Annotated in this window: 17 protein-coding genes and 1 pseudogene; 6 read left to right on the top strand and 12 right to left on the bottom strand. The window is 68.5% G+C overall.

Annotation, left to right across the window (positions count from 1 at the left end):
- The first annotated feature begins 47 nt into the window (after positions 1-47).
- A pseudogene (gene trxB / locus DKT68_RS13755) lies at positions 48-976 on the top strand (thioredoxin-disulfide reductase).
- A gap of 54 nt (positions 977-1,030) precedes the next feature.
- Positions 1,031-2,401, top strand: coding sequence for an FAD-dependent oxidoreductase (locus DKT68_RS13760; protein ID WP_109817795.1), 1,371 nt, complete (start codon positions 1,031-1,033; stop codon positions 2,399-2,401).
- A 39-nt stretch (positions 2,402-2,440) separates the two neighbouring features.
- On the opposite strand, the gene DKT68_RS13765 is transcribed toward DKT68_RS13760, so the two are convergent.
- From DKT68_RS13765 to DKT68_RS13800, 8 genes are all read right to left on the bottom strand, one after another.
- On the bottom strand, positions 2,441-2,809 hold the full coding sequence (locus DKT68_RS13765) for an ArsR/SmtB family transcription factor (protein ID WP_109817796.1): 369 nt from the start codon (positions 2,807-2,809) through the stop codon (positions 2,441-2,443).
- Positions 2,810-2,886: 77 nt separating this feature from the next.
- Positions 2,887-3,075 carry a winged helix-turn-helix domain-containing protein gene (locus DKT68_RS32680; protein WP_407940740.1) on the bottom strand — a complete coding sequence of 63 codons (189 nt, stop codon included), beginning with the start codon at positions 3,073-3,075 and terminating at the stop codon, positions 2,887-2,889.
- The gene (locus DKT68_RS31955) at positions 2,991-3,581 is read right to left on the bottom strand and encodes a response regulator transcription factor (protein ID WP_236646875.1); all 591 of its coding nucleotides are present in this window, start codon (positions 3,579-3,581) and stop codon (positions 2,991-2,993) included. The genes DKT68_RS32680 and DKT68_RS31955 overlap by 85 nt, the downstream gene beginning before the upstream one ends.
- A 69-nt stretch (positions 3,582-3,650) precedes the next feature.
- On the bottom strand, positions 3,651-4,523 hold the full coding sequence (gene pstB / locus DKT68_RS13780) for a phosphate ABC transporter ATP-binding protein PstB (protein WP_407940735.1): 873 nt from the start codon (positions 4,521-4,523) through the stop codon (positions 3,651-3,653).
- 45 nt (positions 4,524-4,568) lie between these two features.
- Entirely contained in the window at positions 4,569-5,489 is a 921-nt protein-coding gene (gene pstA, locus DKT68_RS13785) for a phosphate ABC transporter permease PstA (protein WP_109817799.1), read from the bottom strand.
- Entirely contained in the window at positions 5,486-6,430 is a 945-nt protein-coding gene (pstC, locus tag DKT68_RS13790; protein ID WP_109817800.1) for a phosphate ABC transporter permease subunit PstC, read from the bottom strand. Before pstC ends, pstA begins: the two co-directional genes overlap by 4 nt.
- Before the next feature lie 8 nt (positions 6,431-6,438).
- Positions 6,439-7,404, bottom strand: a complete 966-nt coding sequence (locus tag DKT68_RS13795; protein WP_330848938.1) for a PstS family phosphate ABC transporter substrate-binding protein — start codon at positions 7,402-7,404, stop codon at positions 6,439-6,441.
- Between the two features lie 313 nt (positions 7,405-7,717).
- Positions 7,718-9,817 (bottom strand): PhoX family protein, encoded by a 2,100-nt coding sequence (locus DKT68_RS13800; protein WP_109817802.1) that lies wholly within the window; start codon positions 9,815-9,817, stop codon positions 7,718-7,720.
- A gap of 201 nt (positions 9,818-10,018) precedes the next feature.
- On the opposite strand from DKT68_RS13800, the gene DKT68_RS13805 reads away from it, so the two are divergent.
- The 3 genes from DKT68_RS13805 to DKT68_RS13815 all read left to right on the top strand — a co-directional run bounded on the left by DKT68_RS13805 (position 10,019) and on the right by DKT68_RS13815 (position 12,176).
- On the top strand, positions 10,019-10,378 hold the full coding sequence (locus DKT68_RS13805; protein WP_109817803.1) for an ArsR/SmtB family transcription factor: 360 nt from the start codon (positions 10,019-10,021) through the stop codon (positions 10,376-10,378).
- Complete coding sequence (gene arsB, locus DKT68_RS13810; RefSeq protein ID WP_109817804.1) at positions 10,375-11,451, top strand: ACR3 family arsenite efflux transporter; 1,077 nt, start codon at positions 10,375-10,377, stop codon at positions 11,449-11,451. Before DKT68_RS13805 ends, arsB begins: the two co-directional genes overlap by 4 nt.
- A gap of 74 nt (positions 11,452-11,525) precedes the next feature.
- Positions 11,526-12,176 (top strand): arsenate reductase ArsC, encoded by a 651-nt coding sequence (locus DKT68_RS13815; protein WP_109817805.1) that lies wholly within the window; start codon positions 11,526-11,528, stop codon positions 12,174-12,176.
- Between the two features lie 287 nt (positions 12,177-12,463).
- Here the strand turns inward: DKT68_RS13815 and DKT68_RS13820 are convergent, their stop codons facing one another.
- The 4 genes from DKT68_RS13820 to DKT68_RS32400 all read right to left on the bottom strand — a co-directional run bounded on the left by DKT68_RS13820 (position 12,464) and on the right by DKT68_RS32400 (position 15,164).
- Complete coding sequence (locus DKT68_RS13820) at positions 12,464-12,736, bottom strand: hypothetical protein (RefSeq protein WP_109817806.1); 273 nt, start codon at positions 12,734-12,736, stop codon at positions 12,464-12,466.
- Positions 12,737-14,300: 1,564 nt separating this feature from the next.
- Complete coding sequence (locus DKT68_RS13825; protein ID WP_146218362.1) at positions 14,301-14,573, bottom strand: hypothetical protein; 273 nt, start codon at positions 14,571-14,573, stop codon at positions 14,301-14,303.
- 29 nt (positions 14,574-14,602) lie between these two features.
- A complete protein-coding gene (locus DKT68_RS13830; RefSeq protein WP_456238185.1) occupies positions 14,603-15,079 on the bottom strand; it encodes a recombinase family protein in 477 nt (158 codons plus the stop codon).
- Positions 15,039-15,164, bottom strand: coding sequence for a hypothetical protein (locus DKT68_RS32400; protein ID WP_269089853.1), 126 nt, complete (start codon positions 15,162-15,164; stop codon positions 15,039-15,041). Before DKT68_RS32400 ends, DKT68_RS13830 begins: the two co-directional genes overlap by 41 nt.
- Before the next feature lie 235 nt (positions 15,165-15,399).
- On the opposite strand from DKT68_RS32400, the gene DKT68_RS13835 reads away from it, so the two are divergent.
- Positions 15,400-16,698 carry a PP2C family protein-serine/threonine phosphatase gene (locus tag DKT68_RS13835; RefSeq protein ID WP_236646877.1) on the top strand — a complete coding sequence of 433 codons (1,299 nt, stop codon included), beginning with the start codon at positions 15,400-15,402 and terminating at the stop codon, positions 16,696-16,698.
- The last annotated feature ends 205 nt before the right edge of the window (positions 16,699-16,903 follow it).

The following is a 16,903-nucleotide window of genomic DNA, read 5'->3' on the forward strand; positions in this document are numbered from 1 at the left end:
CGACCCCGTCGTCGGCGGGCGGCTCTCCCCTGAGCAGGAGACCTCCCGTGTCCGACTCGCACCGCCTGATCATCATCGGCTCCGGACCCGCCGGATACGCCGCCGCCCTCTACGCCGCCCGCGCCAACCTCGCGCCTCTCGTCATCGAGGGCAGCCAGTCCGGCGGTGCGCTGATGCCACCACCGAGGTGGAGAACTTTCCCGGCTTCCCCGACGGGATCACCGGCCCCGACCTGATGGACACCATGCGCAAGCAGGCCGACCGCTTCGGCGCCCAGTTCATCACCGACGACGTCACCCGCGTCGACCTCACCGGCCCTACCAAGACCGTGTGGGTCGGCGAAAAGGCCTACCAGGCGGACGCGGTCATCCTGGCCACCGGTTCCGCCTGGCGCCCCCTCGGCGTTGCCGGCGAGCAGGAACTCCTCGGCCACGGCGTGTCCGCCTGCGCCACCTGCGACGGGTTCTTCTTCCGCGACCAGGACATCGCCGTCATCGGCGGCGGCGACACCGCGATGGAAGAAGCCACCTTCCTCACCCGCTTCGCCCGCACTGTCACCATCGTCCACCGCCGCGACACGTTCCGCGCCAGCCAGATCATGGCCGAGCGCGCGTTGAGCAACACCAAGATCCGGGTGGTGTGGAACAGCGTCGTCGAGGAGATCCTCGGCCAGGACGGCGCCGTCGTCGGCGCCCGCCTGCGCGACGTCCACACCAGCGAGACCCGCGTCCTGGACGTCACCGGCGTGTTCGTCGCCATCGGCCACGACCCGCGCAGCGAACTCTTCCGCGGCCAGGTGAGGCTCGACGACGACGGCTACGTCACCGTCGACTCCCCCGGCACCCGCACCAACCTGCCCGGCATCTTCGCCGCCGGCGACCTCGTCGACCACACCTACCGCCAGGCCATCACCGCCGCCGGAACCGGCTGCGCCGCCGCCCTCGACGCCGAGCGGTACCTCGCCGCCCAGTCCTGAGCCGTCCCCGGGTTCGCCGGTGCCGGCGGCCACCCAACCCTCGCAGGGAGAAACGTGACGCGTCTGCTCGTCATCGGTGGCAGCGACGCCGGTATCAGCGCCGGCCTGCGCGCCCGTGAACTCGACCCCGGCGCCGAGGTGACGCTCCTCGTCGCCGATGCCTACCCGAACTTCAGCATCTGCGGCATCCCGTACCACGTGTCCGGTGATGTCCCCGACTGGCGCAGCCTCGCCCACCGCAGCAGCGACGACCTGGACAAGGCCGGCCTGCGGGTGAGGCTCAATCACCGTGCCACCGCCATCGACGCGGGCACGCACACGGTCACCGCGACCACGCCGGACGGCACCACCACGACCCTGGACTACGACCGGCTCGTCATCGGCACCGGGGCCGTCGCGGTACGCCCACCGATCGCCGGCCTCAACCAGCTCGGGCCGGCCGACGGCCTCCACACGCTGCACACCATGGGTGACACCTTCGCCCTCCTGCAATCGGTGCAGCAGCGCCGGGCGCGCTCGGCGGTCATCGTCGGCGCCGGCTACATCGGCCTGGAAATGGCCGAAGCGCTCACCACCCGCGGCCTGCAGGTCACCCTCATCGAGCAGGTCAACCAGGTCATGCCCACCATTGACCCGGAGCTGGCCCAACCCCTCGCCGAGCACCTGCAAGGTCAGGACGTCACGGTGCGGTGCGCCACCACGGTTCACGCCGTCACCTCCGACGGCGACCGGCTGCGTGTCGACACCGATGCCACCACCTACGAGGCGGACGTCGTCCTTGTCGTCACCGGAGTCCGCCCAGACACCGACCTCGCCGCAACCGCGGGCGTCACCCTCGGCGTGCACGGTGCGATCGCGGTCGACCGACAGATGCGCACCAACCTGCCCGACGTCTTCGCCGCCGGTGACTGTGTGCACACCTACCACCGGCTCCTCGACCGGCACGTGTACCTGCCGCTGGGCAGCACCGCCCACAAGCAGGGCCGGGTCGCGGGCACGAACGCGCTCGGCGGGGAAGCCTTGTTCGCCGGATCGCTGGGCACCCAGGCCGTCAAGGTCTTCGACCTCGTCGCCGCCGGCACCGGGCTGCGCGACGACCACGCCCGCAAGGCCGGCTACGACCCGGTCACCGTGGCCTCCACCGCCGACGATCACAAGGCGTACTACCCAGGCGCGACACCCGTCCGAGTCCGAGTCACCGGGGACCGCCGCACCGGCAGACTCCTCGGCGCGCAACTGCTCGGCACCCGCGGTGCTGAAATCGCCAAGCGCATCGACACGTACGCCACCGCTATCTCCTACGGCGCCAGCATCGCCGACATCGCCGAGCTCGACCTGTCGTACACCCCACCGTTGGGCAGCCCGTGGGACGCCGTGCAGATCGCCGCCACGAACTGGCAGCGAGAGGTGACGGAGAAGCGCTGAGGCGAACGGCTTCGCGTCTGAGCCCAGCGGCCGAGCCGGTCAGGACACGATCGGCAGGAGACGCCGCTTCGGCAGGAGGTGCTTGACGGGTTCCAGCTGCCCAGGGTTGAGGGAGTACCAGACCCAGCTGCCGCGCTTGTTGCGATTCAGCACGCCCGCCTCGACCAGGATCTTCAGGTGGTGGCTGATCGCCGGCTGGGTCATGTCGAACGCCTCGGTCAGGTCACAGACGCACGCCTCACCGCTCGGCGCGACCTCGATGATCGACAGGATCTGCAGCCGGGTGGGGTCGGAGAGGGCCTTGAACAGCCGGGCGAACTGTTCGGCGTCGACGCGCGGTAACGGCGGCCCCACCGGAGCGGGCGCGCACGCTGGCGCGACGGCCGGGGCGGTGGCGGCGGAAGACATGATCCGAGTCTAGGAAGCCCTGCTCAGGGGTCGAATGACCGGAAGGTGAACAGCAAGTGACGCCGATCACGAGGTGACTACGGTGGGTCGAGACGGTATCCCATCCCGCGTACGGAAACGATGATCGAGGGTTTCCGCAGGTTATCGCCGAGCCGGCGCCGCAGGCGCCGAATGTGCACGTTCAGGCTGTTGGACGCGTCCCCTTCGCCGCTCCAGAGCAGCCGGTTGATCTGGTGTCGGGTGACGACCCGGCGGGCGTGCAGCATGAGCAGGTGCAACAGCTCGAACTCCCGCATCGGCAGTTCGATGCGCCTGCCGGCCAGCCGCACCTCGTGCGCGCCGGGTCCAGCCGCAGCGTCCCCACCTCCACGGCGACCTGAAAGTCCGCCGCGGTGTCCGGGGAGATCGCGCGCAGCATCGGCAGGATTTCCGTGACGCGGTACGGTCGGGCGACGCAGGCGGTGGCACCTGCGGCGAGGGCGAGGCTGCCTTCCATTCCGTCGTGCTCTCCCACCCCGACGAGGGTGGGAATGCAGGCGCGGGTGTGCAGGGCGCGCGCGATGGTCGAGCCGCGCATGGGCGGGACGTCGGTGGCCGTGAGGACGGCGTCGGGTAGCAGCGCGCCGGCCTGCAGCAGGGCGTCGGCCGGGTCGCCGGTGACGACGACGTCGATCTGCCGCTCCTGCAGCTGCTCGGCGAGGGCGTTGGCCGTGCTGGTGTCGGGGTCGAGGACCAGGAGCAGGAATCGGGTCCTGGTGGTCTGCGGTGTCATGGGTTGGCACCGCGGCGTCTCGATGGAATCGGGCTGCATTGTTGGCCTTCGCTGACGAGATTGGGCGGGTCAGCCGAATCGGCCGGTGATGTATTCCTCGGTGCGCTTCTGGGCCGGGTTGGTGAAGATCTTGTTGGTGGTGTCGTACTCGATGAGCCGGCCGTGTCGCTCGCCCTGCTCGTCGACCTCGGCGGTGAAGAACGCGGTGCGGTGCGAGACCCGGGCGGCCTGCTGCATGTTGTGGGTGACGATGACGATGGTGTAGTCGCGGCTCAGCTCGAACATCAGGTCTTCGATCTTGCTGGTGGCGATCGGGTCGAGCGCCGAGCACGGCTCGTCCATGAGGATGACCTCGGGGCTTACGGCGATGGTGCGGGCGATGCACAGCCGTTGCTGCTGCCCACCGGACAGGGCGAGAGCTGACTGCTTCCGCTTGTCTTTGACCTCGTCCCACAGGGCGGCGCGGCGCAGGGCCTTCTCCACCAGCTCGTCCATGTTGGACACTCGCATGCCCGTGACGCGGGGGCCGTAGGCGATGTTGTCGTAGATCGACTTGGGGAACGGGTTGGGTTTCTGGAACACCATGCCGATACGGCGGCGGACCTCGATGGGGTCGACCTCACGGGCGTAGAGGTCCTCGCCGTGGTAGGTGACCCGGCCGGCGACGCGGGCGCCGGGGATGAGGTCGTTCATCCGGTTGAGCGAGCGCAACACGGTGGACTTGCCGCACCCGGAGGGGCCGATCAGGGCGGTGATCTGGTGCCGGCCGATGGTCATGTCGACGCCTCGGACGGCCTGGTAGTCACCGTAGAAGATGTTGACATCCTCCAGACGAAGGACCTGCTCGTCGTCGCCGCGGGGTGCTCCTTCGTTCCGGTTGGCGGGGTTGACCAGCGCCACCGGAGGTGGTGCCGGGCGGGTGCTGCTCACGGTGTCGGTCACGTCGGGGGCCTTTCGGTTCGGATCGCTCACAGTGGGGGTGGCCTGCTACCAGCGCTTTTGGAACCTGTTGCGGATGAGGATCGCGGCGGAGTTCAGCGCGAGGAGGATGACCAGCAGCAGCACGATCGCCGCGGCGGCGAGCTCCTGGAACTCGGCCTGCGGCTCCTTGATCAGGTTGTAGATCTGGATCGGCAGGGTGGTGTACGACGACAGCAGGCTGTCGGGGTTGAACCGGATGAAGGTGACCGCGCCGAGCAGGATCAGCGGGGCCGCCTCCCCCAGGGCTCGTGACAGGGCGAGGATCGCGCCGGTGGACATGCCGGGGACGGCGGCGGGCAGGACCTGCCGCCAGGTGGTCTGCCATCTGGTCGCGCCGAGCGCGTAGGAGGCTTGCCGGATCGAGCGCGGCACCGCGCGTAGCGCTTCTCGGCTGGCGATGATGACGACGGGCAGGACGAGTAGGGACAGCACGATCGCGGCGGTGATGACGGTGAACCCGAGACCGATCACCCGGGCGATCAGCCCGAGGCCGAGGATGCCGAACACGATGGACGGGACACCGGCGAGGTTCTGGATGTTGAGTTCCAGCAGCCGGTTGTACCAGCGGGTGTTGTCGGCGTACTCCTCCAGGTAGATCGCCGAGGCGATGCCGATCGGCAGACAGATCGCGGCGGTCAGGCCGATGACCCACAGCGTGCCGGTGATCGCCGATTGGACGCCGGCGCGGGCGACCCGGGAGGCGGCCCCGGTGGGCATCTCCTGCCACAGGCGTGGGTCGAGCCGGTTCCAGCCCTTGATGACCGCGAAGGCGATCAACGCAACCAGGAACGCGAAGGCGACCAGCAGGCAGAATTGCAGCGCGAGCTTGAACAGCACCTCGCCGGGGCGCGATCGCCGCTGGCTCAGCGACGGCCGGTGGCGCGGGTTCGCCGCGTGGGAGGCCGGCGGTGTGGACGTCGTACTCACTCGTACACCTCCCGGAACTTGCGGACCAGCCGGATAGACAGGGCGTTGAGGGCGAAGGTGAACAGGAACAAGGTGGTGCCCACCGCGAAGATGGTCAGATAGTCGAGGGAGTCCACCGGCAGGTCACCCTGGGCGGCGCCGGCGATGAAGCTGGTCATGGTCGCGGCGCCGTCGATGGGCGACCACGGGATGCCATCGGTCTTCAATCCGGCGGCGATCGTGACGATCATCGTCTCCCCGAGCGCCCTGGAGACCCCGAGTACGATCGCGGCGACGATCCCCGACAACGCCCCGGGCACCACGACGCGGGTGGCGACCTGCATCTTCGTCGACGCCAGGGCGTAGGCACCCTCGCGCAGGCTCTGCGGCACGGCGCTCATCGCGTCCTCGGCCAGGCTGGCCACGGTGGGCACGATCATGATGCCCATGGCGATGCCGGCGACCAGGAGGTTCTGGAACTCCGGCTTGTCGTCGCTGGGCCACAGGTCGATCAGGAGGGGGTTGAGGAAGGTCAGGGCGAAGAACCCGTACACCACGGTCGGGATGCCGGCGAGAACCTCGAGGATCGGCTTGAGGAGCTTGCGGGTGCCGGGTCGGGCGTACTCGGACAGGTAGATCGCCGCCCCGATGCCCAGCGGTACCGCGATGACCGTCGCGATCAGCGTCACCCACAGCGTGCCGACCAGCAGGGGCAGCACCCCGTACTGCTTGATCGAGAACAGCGGGGTCCACTGCGTACCGGTGACGAACTCGATGATGCTGACCTCGCCGAAGAACTCCACCGTGGGGAACAGCAGCGAGACGACGATACCGATGGTCGTCGCGATGGAGACCACCGCGGCGAGGACGAGGAACCCTTCGATGACGCGTTCGCCGGGCCGGCGGCGTCCCCGCCGCACAGAGGCGGCGGGGACGGGGGCTCCGGGGGTGATGACCGCCACGAGTCCGCTCAGGCCTTCGTCAGGGTCGCGAACTCGGACTTCAGGGTCTCCTTCTGGGAAGCGGTCAGCGGCACGTACTTGGCTTCCTTGACGACCTCGTCGATGCTCTCGATGTAGAAGTCGACGAAGCCCTTGACCTGCTTCTTGGCGATGCCCTTGTCGGAGACGTAGATGAACAGCGGCCGGGACAGCGGCTTGTAGCTGCCGTCCTGCGCGTTGGCCACGCTCGGCTCGACACAGCCGGCGCCACCGTCGACCTTGACGAGCTTCAGCTTGTCGGCGTTCTCCTCGTAGTAGGTGAACCCGAAGTAACCGAGCCCGCCCTTGGAGCCGCTCACCCCTTGCACCGTGACGTTGTCGTCCTCGGTCGGGGTGTAGTCGGTGCGGTGCGCCTTCTCCTTGCCGTTGATCGCGGCGGTCCAGTAGTCGAAGGTGCCGGAGTCGGTACCGGCGCCGAACAGCTTCAGCGGCTCGTTCGGGAACTTCGGGTCGACCTGGTTCCAGTTGTTGACCTTCGAGCCCGGCTCCCAGATCGCCTTGAGCTGCGGCACCGTCAGGCAGTCAGCCCAGGTGTTGTCCTTGCTGACCACCACCGACAGCGCGTCGTTGGCCACGATCAACTCGACGTACTTGACGCCGTTCTTGTCGCACTCGGCCTTCTCGGTGTCCTTGATCGGCCGGGAGGCATCGGAGATGTCGGTCTCGCCGTTGCAGAACTTCTTGAACCCGCCGCCGGTGCCGGTGATGCCCACCGTGACGTTCACCTTGGCCTGCTCGTCGGCGAACAGCTCGGCCGCCGCCTTGCTCAGCGGACCGACCGTGCTCGACCCGTCGACCTTCACGTCGCCGGACAGCTCAGCCGCGGCACCGGTCCCGGTGCCACCGTCGTTGTTGTCGCTGCCACAGGCAGCCAGACCGACCGTCAGGACCAGCGCGACTGACGCCAGGCCCAGCCCACGCACCGTCTTGATCACAATTCGTCCTCTTCAGACAGGCCGGCGGGTATCGCCGGTGCTCGTTCGGGGTCGGCTGTCTTTCACCGACGAGCTCATAAAAGATTGCTTATGTGATCGCATATCGTCGACTAGGTGAACGGAAGCTGAACATAAGCGAGTGTTTATTTCCCCTTGCCAGGATGCCTGAAGCTACGCATCGATTCCCTTGCCGTTCACTCTTCGTTCACTCTCAACATGCAGCAGAAGCCCTGACCTCGGGGTGGACTCGCATGAGCTGACAGGGCGGGCGCCCGGACCGTGGTGGTCGGGGCGCCCGCAATTGGTGGGCAGTTCAGGCGCCGATCTGTCGGCCGTCGAGACGCCAGACGCTGATCACGGCCGGGCGGGCGTAGTCGCCATCCGGCCAGGTGGAGGCGGGGTTGTCCATGCTCGCACCATCGATTTCGCCGGGGTGCTGGACGGAGACGAACGCGGTGCGATTGTCGTCGCTCAGGGACGCGGACGCTTGCTCCGCGCCGATCGGGACGGTGAGGAACTGCTTCACGTGTCCGCGTTCGGGGCCGTCGAGGGGCACGGCGAACAGGCCGTCGTTGGAGCCGAGCGCGTTACCGTCGGTGGAGATCCACAGGTTGCCGTGGGCGTCGAAGTCGAGGTTGTCGGGGCAGGAGATCGGGCTGACCTTGGTCTTGTCGTAGCCGGCGAAGTACGTCGACGGGTCGGCCGGGTCGCCGCACACGATCGGAACCGTCCAGGTGAACGTGGTCGCCGCGTTGTCGCCGCCGTCCTCAGTGATCTCCAGGATATGGCCGTGCCGGTTGTTCGATCGAGGATTGACCTCGTCAGCGGCCGGTTGCCCGGCAGCACCACGGCGGGTGTTGTTGGTCAACGCGGCGTACACCTTGCCGGTGCGCAGGTTCGGCGCGACGTCCTCGGGGCGGTCCATCTTCGTGGCACCGACCGCGTCGGCGGCCAGCCGGGTGTGCACCAGGACCTCATCGACGCTCATGCCGGGAAGCAGGGACTGCCGACCCTGGGCGAGGGGGATCCACCGGCCCGTGCCGTTGAACGCCCCGTCGGCGGGCAACGCGCCCGAACCGTCGATCTCAGACGCGGAGCTGAACCCGAACGACGCGACGTACAACGTTCCCGACTCCAGCAACGTCATGTTGTGTGCCCGGTCGGAGGGCTTGTCGCCCCGGCGCATCGTCTGGTCCGAGACGAACTTGTACAGGTAGTCGAAGCGCTCGTCGTCGCCCATGTAGGCCACAACCCGGCCTTCGCGGGCGAGGATGATCTCCGCGCCCTCGTGCTTGAAGCGACCCAGTGCCGTGTGCTTGCGCGGGGTGGATTTCGGGTCGTGCGGGTCGAGTTCCAGGATCCAGCCGAACCGGTTGGCCTCGTTCGGGTGGGCGCTCAGGTCGAACCGGGCGTCGGCGCGCTCCCACTTGCGTGACCCGGACGGGTAGCGGTTGACGGTGTCGATGCCGTAGCGGGTCAGGGCAGGCTTGGCCCCGGCGGGGACGGCCTCGCCGCCGACGAAGTACTGGTTGAAGTTCTCCTCGCCGGACAGGATCGTGCCCCACGGGGTGAGTCCGCCGGCACAGTTGTTCAGCGAGCCGAGCACCATGGTGCCGGATGGGTCGGCCGCGGTGCGTAGCAGCGCCGAGCCGGCAGCCGGGCCGGTGAACCGCATCGGTGTGCCGGCGGTGATCCGCCGGTTCCACCGCCGCGTCCCGCGGGCAACCGGCACCCACCGCCCGGTGTCACCGACCCGCTCGATCTCCACCACACTGAGCCCGTGGGCGGCCATCGACACCCGGACCTGCTCCACCGTCAGCGCCTCCGGCGTGGTGTAACCGGGGAACATCAGGTTCTCGTTGGTGTACTCGTGGTTGACCACCAGCAGCGCCCGGCGGCCGTGCCGGTCCAGCGGCAGGGTCACGAGCCAGTCGTTGTTGTAGCCGAACTGCCTGGCCTGCGCTGCGGCGCTCTGCCGATCGGCCCGGAAGGCCGGCGCTCCCGGCACGACCGGGTCGCCCCACCGGAGGATGACCGCGTTGTCGTAGCCGTTGGGCACGATGACGGTGTCCAGGGTGTTGGGCGGGATGGGCTTGAACGTCAGCCCTGCGCCGTTGATTGGTGGGCGGGGCCCGGTATGGCCCGCTGGGGCCACGGCCTCCGCCGGGGCGGCATCGGTGGCCAGAGCAGCGGCGCCGGCGCCGATGACCAGGGCGCCGAGAGAACCGGCGCGCAGCAGGCCGCGACGGGACACCTCAGCGGTGACCACGTCAGCGAAGTACGGATTGTCCGAGTTATTGGGGGCCGCGTGCGAGCAGGCGTTCCCGCAGCGGTACAGGCAGGTCATCGCACTGCGACCGCCGTGACCGGGCAGTAGCGGCAGCGAACGAGTTGGACGGGGCGAGGCCGTCATCGGTCCTCCCAGGGAAGATCGGAGATGCGGACACCTGCGGACGCTAGAAACGTCAGATAGACCGCCAGCGAACTCCGAGGCGACGAACCCACCACCAGCGGATGAACGCGACATGGACATCAAATTTCAGGACCGCGAATCGTTCACTCAGCACCGGCCGCAGGTTGACGATCCGATCCATATCAGCGAGGATTTAATTCAATGACAGTTGATACGAATGAGACGCAGCTCGCGGCGCTCCGGGCCGTGGCTGATCCGCTGCGCTGGCGGGTGATGCAGGCGCTGGCGCGGGAGCAACTGTGCGTGTGCCACCTGGTCGAAGACCTGGGGGTCACCCAGCCGCTGATCAGCCACCACCTGCGGGCGCTGCGCCAGGCCGGGCTGGTGGAGACCGAACGTCACCGCTACTGGACCTACTACCGGCTCCGCCCCGAAGCGGTACGCGCACTCGGTCAGGGCATCGCCGCTCTCGCCGACCATGCGCCCACCGGCGCCGAGGGCAGACGGCCCTGCGGCCCGGACGCACCCACCGAGAAACCAACAGAGGAACCAGGCACATGACGACACTGGCCACACCGGCGCGCACCACGCCCCGGCTCTCGACGCTGGACCGGCTCCTGCCGGTTTGGATCGGCGCCGCCATGGTCGCCGGGCTGCTCCTGGGCCGGCTGATCCCCGGACTCGACGATGCCCTCGACCACGTCAAGGTCGGCGGGATCTCCGTACCTATCGCCCTGGGTCTGCTGATCATGATGTACCCGGTCCTGGCCAAGGTCCGCTACGACCGCCTCGACACCGTCACCTCCGACCGGCGCCTGCTGATCTCCTCCCTGGTGATTAACTGGCTCATCGGTCCCGCCGTCATGTTCGCCCTGGCCTGGCTGCTCCTGCCCGACCAGCCCGCGTACCGCACCGGCCTGATCATCGTCGGCCTCGCCCGCTGCATCGCCATGGTCATCATCTGGAACGACCTCGCCTGCGGCGACCGGGAAGCCGCCGCCGTCCTGGTCGCCCTCAACTCCGTCTTCCAGGTCCTCGCCTTCGGCGTGCTCGGCTGGTTCTACCTCACCGTCCTGCCCGGCTGGCTCGGCCTGGAGCAGGCCGGACTGGCCGTCTCCGGATGGGACATCGCCGGCAGCGTCCTGGTCTTCCTCGGCATCCCTCTCGCCGCCGGCTACCTCACCCGCAAATTCGGCGAACGCGCCAAGGGCCGCGACTGGTACGAGGCGAAGTTCCTGCCCCGCATCGGGCCGGTCGCCCTGTACGGGCTGCTGTTCACCATCGTGCTGCTCTTCGCCCTGCAGGGCGAAGCGATCACCGCCCAACCCTGGGACGTCGCCCGCATCGCGCTCCCCCTGCTCGCGTACTTCGCGATCATGTGGTTCGGCTCGTTCGCCATCGGTCGGGCCATCGGCCTGAACTACGAACGCACCACCACGCTCGCCTTCACCGCCGCCGGCAACAACTTCGAACTCGCCATCGCCGTCGCGATCGGCGTGTTCGGCGTCACCAGCGGCCAAGCCCTCGCCGGAGTCGTCGGACCACTGATCGAGGTACCGGTCCTGGTCGCCCTCGTCTACGTCAGCCTCGCCGCCCGCCGCCGGTTCTTCCCCACCCAGGTCACCAATGACTAGCGGTGCGCAGGAAGTAGCCGCCGGCCGATCGCCTCAGCTCGCCGCGCAGCGGTTGGCACGGTAAGGACGACGTGATGGACGGACCGTTCGACGCAATGGACACCCGGGATGTCGACTACGTGCTCGGGCAGATCGCCAAACGGCTCTCCAGCCGGTTCACCGGCGTATTCGGCCCCGAGACCGTCGAACGGTACGTCTTCGAGTCCTACATGTACCTACACCGCACCGTCCGCCTCCAGGCCCACCTGCCAGCACTGACGGAGAACTTCGCCACCGAACGACTCACCGCCCTGGCGCAGGTCGAGGGCAGCATCGACAAGCCGGTACCCGAGGTGCTTTTCCTCTGCGCCTACAACGCCGGCCGTTCCCAACTCGCCGCCGCGCTCGCCGACCGGTACGCGCAAGGCAGGGTGCACGTACGGTGCGCTGGTTCGCACCCGGCGGACGGGCTGGACCAGAACGTCTTCGAGGCGCTCGGCGAGTGGGGCATCGACATCAACCGGGCGTACCCCAAACCCCTGACGCCGGACGTCCTCGGCGCGAGCGACGTGATCGTGACGATGGGCTGCGGAGACGCCTGCCCAGTCCTCGCTGGCAAGCGTTACCTCGACTGGGACATCCCCGACCCCGCCGGAAGGGACCTGCCGTTCGTTCGGACCGTCCGCGACGACATCGACGCCCGCGTCCGAGCGCTGGTCGACGATCTCACCCTGACCATGGGTTGATCCCGGCGATCGCACGACGCCTGCCGAGACTCGATGCTCGGGGCAGCCTGACCGGTAGCATGCCGGCCGACACCGCCCCCGCGCCGCCGGCCGCACCATTCTCGACAAGCTGCTGGCGCACATCTCCGCGGCGCACAGCGAGAACGTCAACTTCTTCGGGACCATCACGGTCGACGTCGACGGTGAGGAGCTGGCTAAGCTCAACGAGCACGGCGTGCAGCTGCTGCGGGCATTCGGCTTCGACGCGGGTTCTGTGACGGTGAAGGGCCGGCTTGCCGGGTGATTGCTCAGGACGATGCGGTACGTCGCTGGTCGGATGCGGCGACTTCCTCGGTGCTGCTGAGCGTCCACCGTTCGGTACGGCTGTCGTAGAGGATGATGCTGCCGTCGTGCAGGACGATCCGGTCGCGGTAGCCCTCCGGGTCCGCCGCGGTGGTGGCGTCTTGGTCGAATTCCGCCAATGCGGGGACCACATCGGCGAGCAGGATCGGCATCGTCATGGACGGTTCGTCGAAGGCGCGGTTGAGCGTCTCGGCGACCTCGTGGCCGGTGGCAGTCATCTGTGAAGGCCTTTCGTCGTACGCTCTGAGCGGGCGACTACCTTTCTAGCGGCAGCGGCGGCGGTTGCCCGCCCAGCCTATGACGCGCATTGGCCGCCGCGCTGAGCCGCAGGGCGACGTAACGCGCTCACGCCGTCTAGGTCGTCAGGCCAGATCTTGCAGGACGCAGGCGACACCATTGCCGTCGGGGACTTCCTGTCCTCGTCGCGTATCGATGCCACTCGGGTCGCGCTCCGCGTGGCAGAGGCCTACGGTGGCCAGGTGAGCGCGTCCCGTGCCGTCGGATGTGCATTATGTGGTGCCGTGGTGCTCATAACCGGCGAATCAGCCCACCCCTGCGGCGTCTGGGTTCAACGCGGCCGCTGCACCGACTGTGGCGTCTCGTTGTGGCGGTTGCTCGACGAGCGACGCACGCCCCTGGCCGATCGACGCGGCGGCTGGACGACCTCGGCTGGCCGCAACGGGCACACGGTCAGCCAGGGCCCCGCGCCCGCCGATCGGACGGCGCCACCCACGAACCGACCGCCCCCACGCAAGGACTGCACCCGCCCACGAAGCTAAGCGTCGCTAGCCCGGGCGCTCAGCGCCGGATTTCTGGGGCCTGTGCAAGGGCCGGCTGTTGCGGCACAACGGGGCGTTGCTAACGAACGGGCGACCAGAGATCAGGTGGGGTGCCGCCGAGGGCGACACAGACGCCGCCGCGGCGATCGGTCTCAGGTGGGCAGGCCGCCGCGGTGACCTGGTGGGGTGCGGTCAGACGCGTTCGACCTCGACGGTGACGACGTCGAGAGGGGCTCCCAACGCTGGGCGCCGACGTTCAGGAAATTTGTGTCCGAGTTACTAGACATGCTTGCCCTCGTCGGTTAAGTTCTTTGGTCGAGAATGAAGCAACACAATAGACGCTGACGAGAACCGCCCTGCTGAGGCGAAGGAGCCGGACCAGCGACGACCCGGCTCCGGCACGTCGTGGTTTGACGTGCGAGGCATGTCGCAATAGACAGGAAAGTTTGCGGTATCCCGGGTTGTTTGTGCGTAATTCCGGGTGCACCAGGTGGCGGGGCCGATGTTAGGTTCGGGGCTTCGCCGCAGGTGAGGACGTTCGTCGCACGTGTTCGGGGCCATGAAGTCGCGTGGGGTTCAGTCACCGGCGGACCGGAACGAGGTAAGTGAAAGTGGTAGCAGAGGAAAGGGAGGGCCGCGCACCGTTGGATCGCCCGCCACTGGCCGCACTGACGGGCCGGACGCGGATACCGCCCGAACCTTGGGCTGGTGCGGAAACGACAATCCGACGTTCCTGTCGGTAGATGGTGTTTAGACCCGCAACCCTTGGGCCCCGGCGCTTGCAGCGCCGGGGCCCTCGTGATGGAGGTGTTCATGGGTCAACCTCGCCGCACGCGCCTGACCAGGGCACCGACGTGGCATCAGCCCGCCGCATCATCATCCTCGAAGACCAACTCGAGGAAGCCCTGCACCACCCACCACCAGTCGCGCCAACCCCGGTAACCACCACACCCCGACTCGCGCCAGCACTAATGGGCCCCGATCGCCCCTGGTGCTTTCCAGGTCAAGGCAGAGTGTCGTCGTCGGCAGCCGGCGACGGCCTGTCCGTGCCGTCCTGGACCTGCCGCGCCAACTGGTCGGCACGCTGCGTGATGGCGTCCGCCTGCACCAGCACCGAGTCGCCCAGAGCCCGCAACCGTGCCGCTGCTGTCTCGCTGCGCGCCGCCGCCGCGCTGGCATACATCCCGGCCGCGACGCGGCGCAACTGCCGCGCCGTCGACCGCATCACCGCAGCGGTACGCGCCGACTCCGGGCCGCTGAACTGCTGACCTGCCACCCGCTCGCTCCTACCCGCAGACGCGGACGTCATAACGGAGCCGCGGCCCGGTCGATCGCCCGATACACCGTCGAGCGGGCCACGCCGAACAGCTCGGCCAACTCGGCGCCGGTGTGTTCGCCCGCACGGTGCAGGGCGACCATGTGCGCTTCCTGCCTCACGCTCAGCCTGGGTGCCTTGCGCCGCAGCCGGCCCTTGGCTTTGGCGATCTTCATGTCTTCGCGGGTCCGTAGCCGGGTCAGGTCCGCCTCGAGCTCGGCGATGATCGCCAGGGTGGTGAACAGCAGTTTGCCCATCGCGTCGGTCGGGTCGTGGATGGACCCGCCAAGATTGAGCTTGACCTGCCGGGCGGTCAACTCCTGGGCGATGTCATCGTGCGCGTCGCGGACAGAGCGGGCGAGGCGCTTCAGCTTCGTCACGACCAACTGATCCCGGCCCGGCTCGGCCGGGCCCGGTTGGTTCCGGTCAGGCCCTTGTCGACGTAAATTCGGTCGGTTCCGACACACCAAACTCGGCGAGCGCGGCCAGTCGTGCATTCAGATCCTGCTCGTCGGTGGACACCCGGGCGTTACCGATCTTGAGACCCTTCACGGCGCCACTGTACCGTTTGGCCCGCCCACCGGGCACGTCACGGGGCAGGTCTTACGGGACTCGCCGACCAGCGGCGCGACGGGCGGGCCGACCGCCCTGGCGGGTGTCCGGTGGACGATCCCTAACGGGACACTCGGCACAGGTGCCTCCAGACCGGTTCGCCGCCCCAGGTCATGATCAGCGACGTGGGCTGCGGTGCCACCGCTATCCCCTACTCCCGTTTATGCTCCGCCGAGTGAGCGACAACGAGATGAGCGGCGTGGACCTTAACGACGTGCTGTTCGCGGTGGAGCAAGCCGCCCCCGTCGACGCCGTGCAGGCGGTGACCCGCAGCATCGGGGTGAACCTCGACGCGTCGTGGGTGTCGTTCCTCGTGGCGGACATGAGCGGCCGTGCCCTGGTCCGTCTGGTCCACGTCCCGATCGGTGACCTGCCCGGCGGCCGCCGGCAGGACAACGACATGGCGATGGTGCTGCCCTTCGACGGCGGCCCGCAGGAACAGGCACTACGCGCGCAGCACGTGCTGGTCGAGCATGTCGATGACATGTTCGTGGTGCGGGCACCGGTCACCCAGCGCGGCGAAGCCATCGGATTGTTGGAGATCGCTCTGCCGGCCGCACCGACCGACGCGATCGTGCAGCGAGTGTCGCGTGCCGCGCACACGCTGGCGTTCGTGGTGATCGCCAACCGCCGACACACCGACCTGTTCGAATGGGGACAGCGGACCGTTCCGTTTACCCTCGCCGCGGAGATCCAACGGCGGCTGTTGCCCGCATCGTTCACCTGCGAGGCTGACTCGTTCACCCTGGCGGGATGGCTGGAGCCGGCAGCCAGCATCGGCGGCGACACCTTCGACTACAGTGTGGCCCGCGACCTGCTGCACCTGAGCATCACCGACGCGGTCGGGCACGGTGTGCACAGCGCGCTCACCGCGACCCTGTGCGTCAGCGGGCTCCGCAACGCCCGCCGTCGGGGCGGCACCCTGCTCGAACAGGCACAGGCCGCGGACGAGGCACTCATCGCCAACGCCCCGGCCGGCTCGCCCTTCGCCACCGGGCTGCTCGGCCGCCTGGACCTGGCCACCGGAATTCTCACCGTCGTCAACGCCGGACACCCCACCCCGCTGCTGGTCCGCGACCACACGGCGCAGCCCGTGGCGCTGCCCGCCAACCGACCCTTCGGGATACTGCGTGACAAGCCCTACCAGACCGCCGAGATCGAGTTGCAGCCCGGCGACCGGCTCGTGCTCCTCACCGACGGCATGCTCGAACGCAGCGCCGCCGCCCTGGACCTGCCCGCACGACTGCCGCACCTGAGCGCACTGCACCCGCGGGAGGTCGTCCGCCTCCTCGGCGACCTCGTCCTCGAAGCGGCCGGCCCCGTCCTGCCCGACGACGCCTGCCTACTCGTCCTCGACTGGCACGCAGGGCACGGCGACACCCGCCGCACCGCAGCCGGCGCCGACCCCCACCGGGCCAGCACACCACCCGCCTCACCGGTCGAACGACCAGCTCAGGCAACGGGAACGTGGTAAGAGACGCACCACGAATGCGCTGCCAAGACCGAACCTCTAGCAGGTCAGCCGTATGCGTTGGTTATTCCGCCAGGACCACCGGAACCCGTCTACAACGGGCGCGAGGCAGGTGCCGCGACCGAGGTAGGGCGTCGCTCGCGGGTCCTCGCCGAGTGCGGTGCACCCCGCAGCCGCCTCACCCGGAGCACCGCACGCGACTACCGGC

It is taken from the genome of Micromonospora acroterricola (assembly GCF_003172955.1).
GTDB lineage: Bacteria > Actinomycetota > Actinomycetes > Mycobacteriales > Micromonosporaceae > Micromonospora > Micromonospora acroterricola.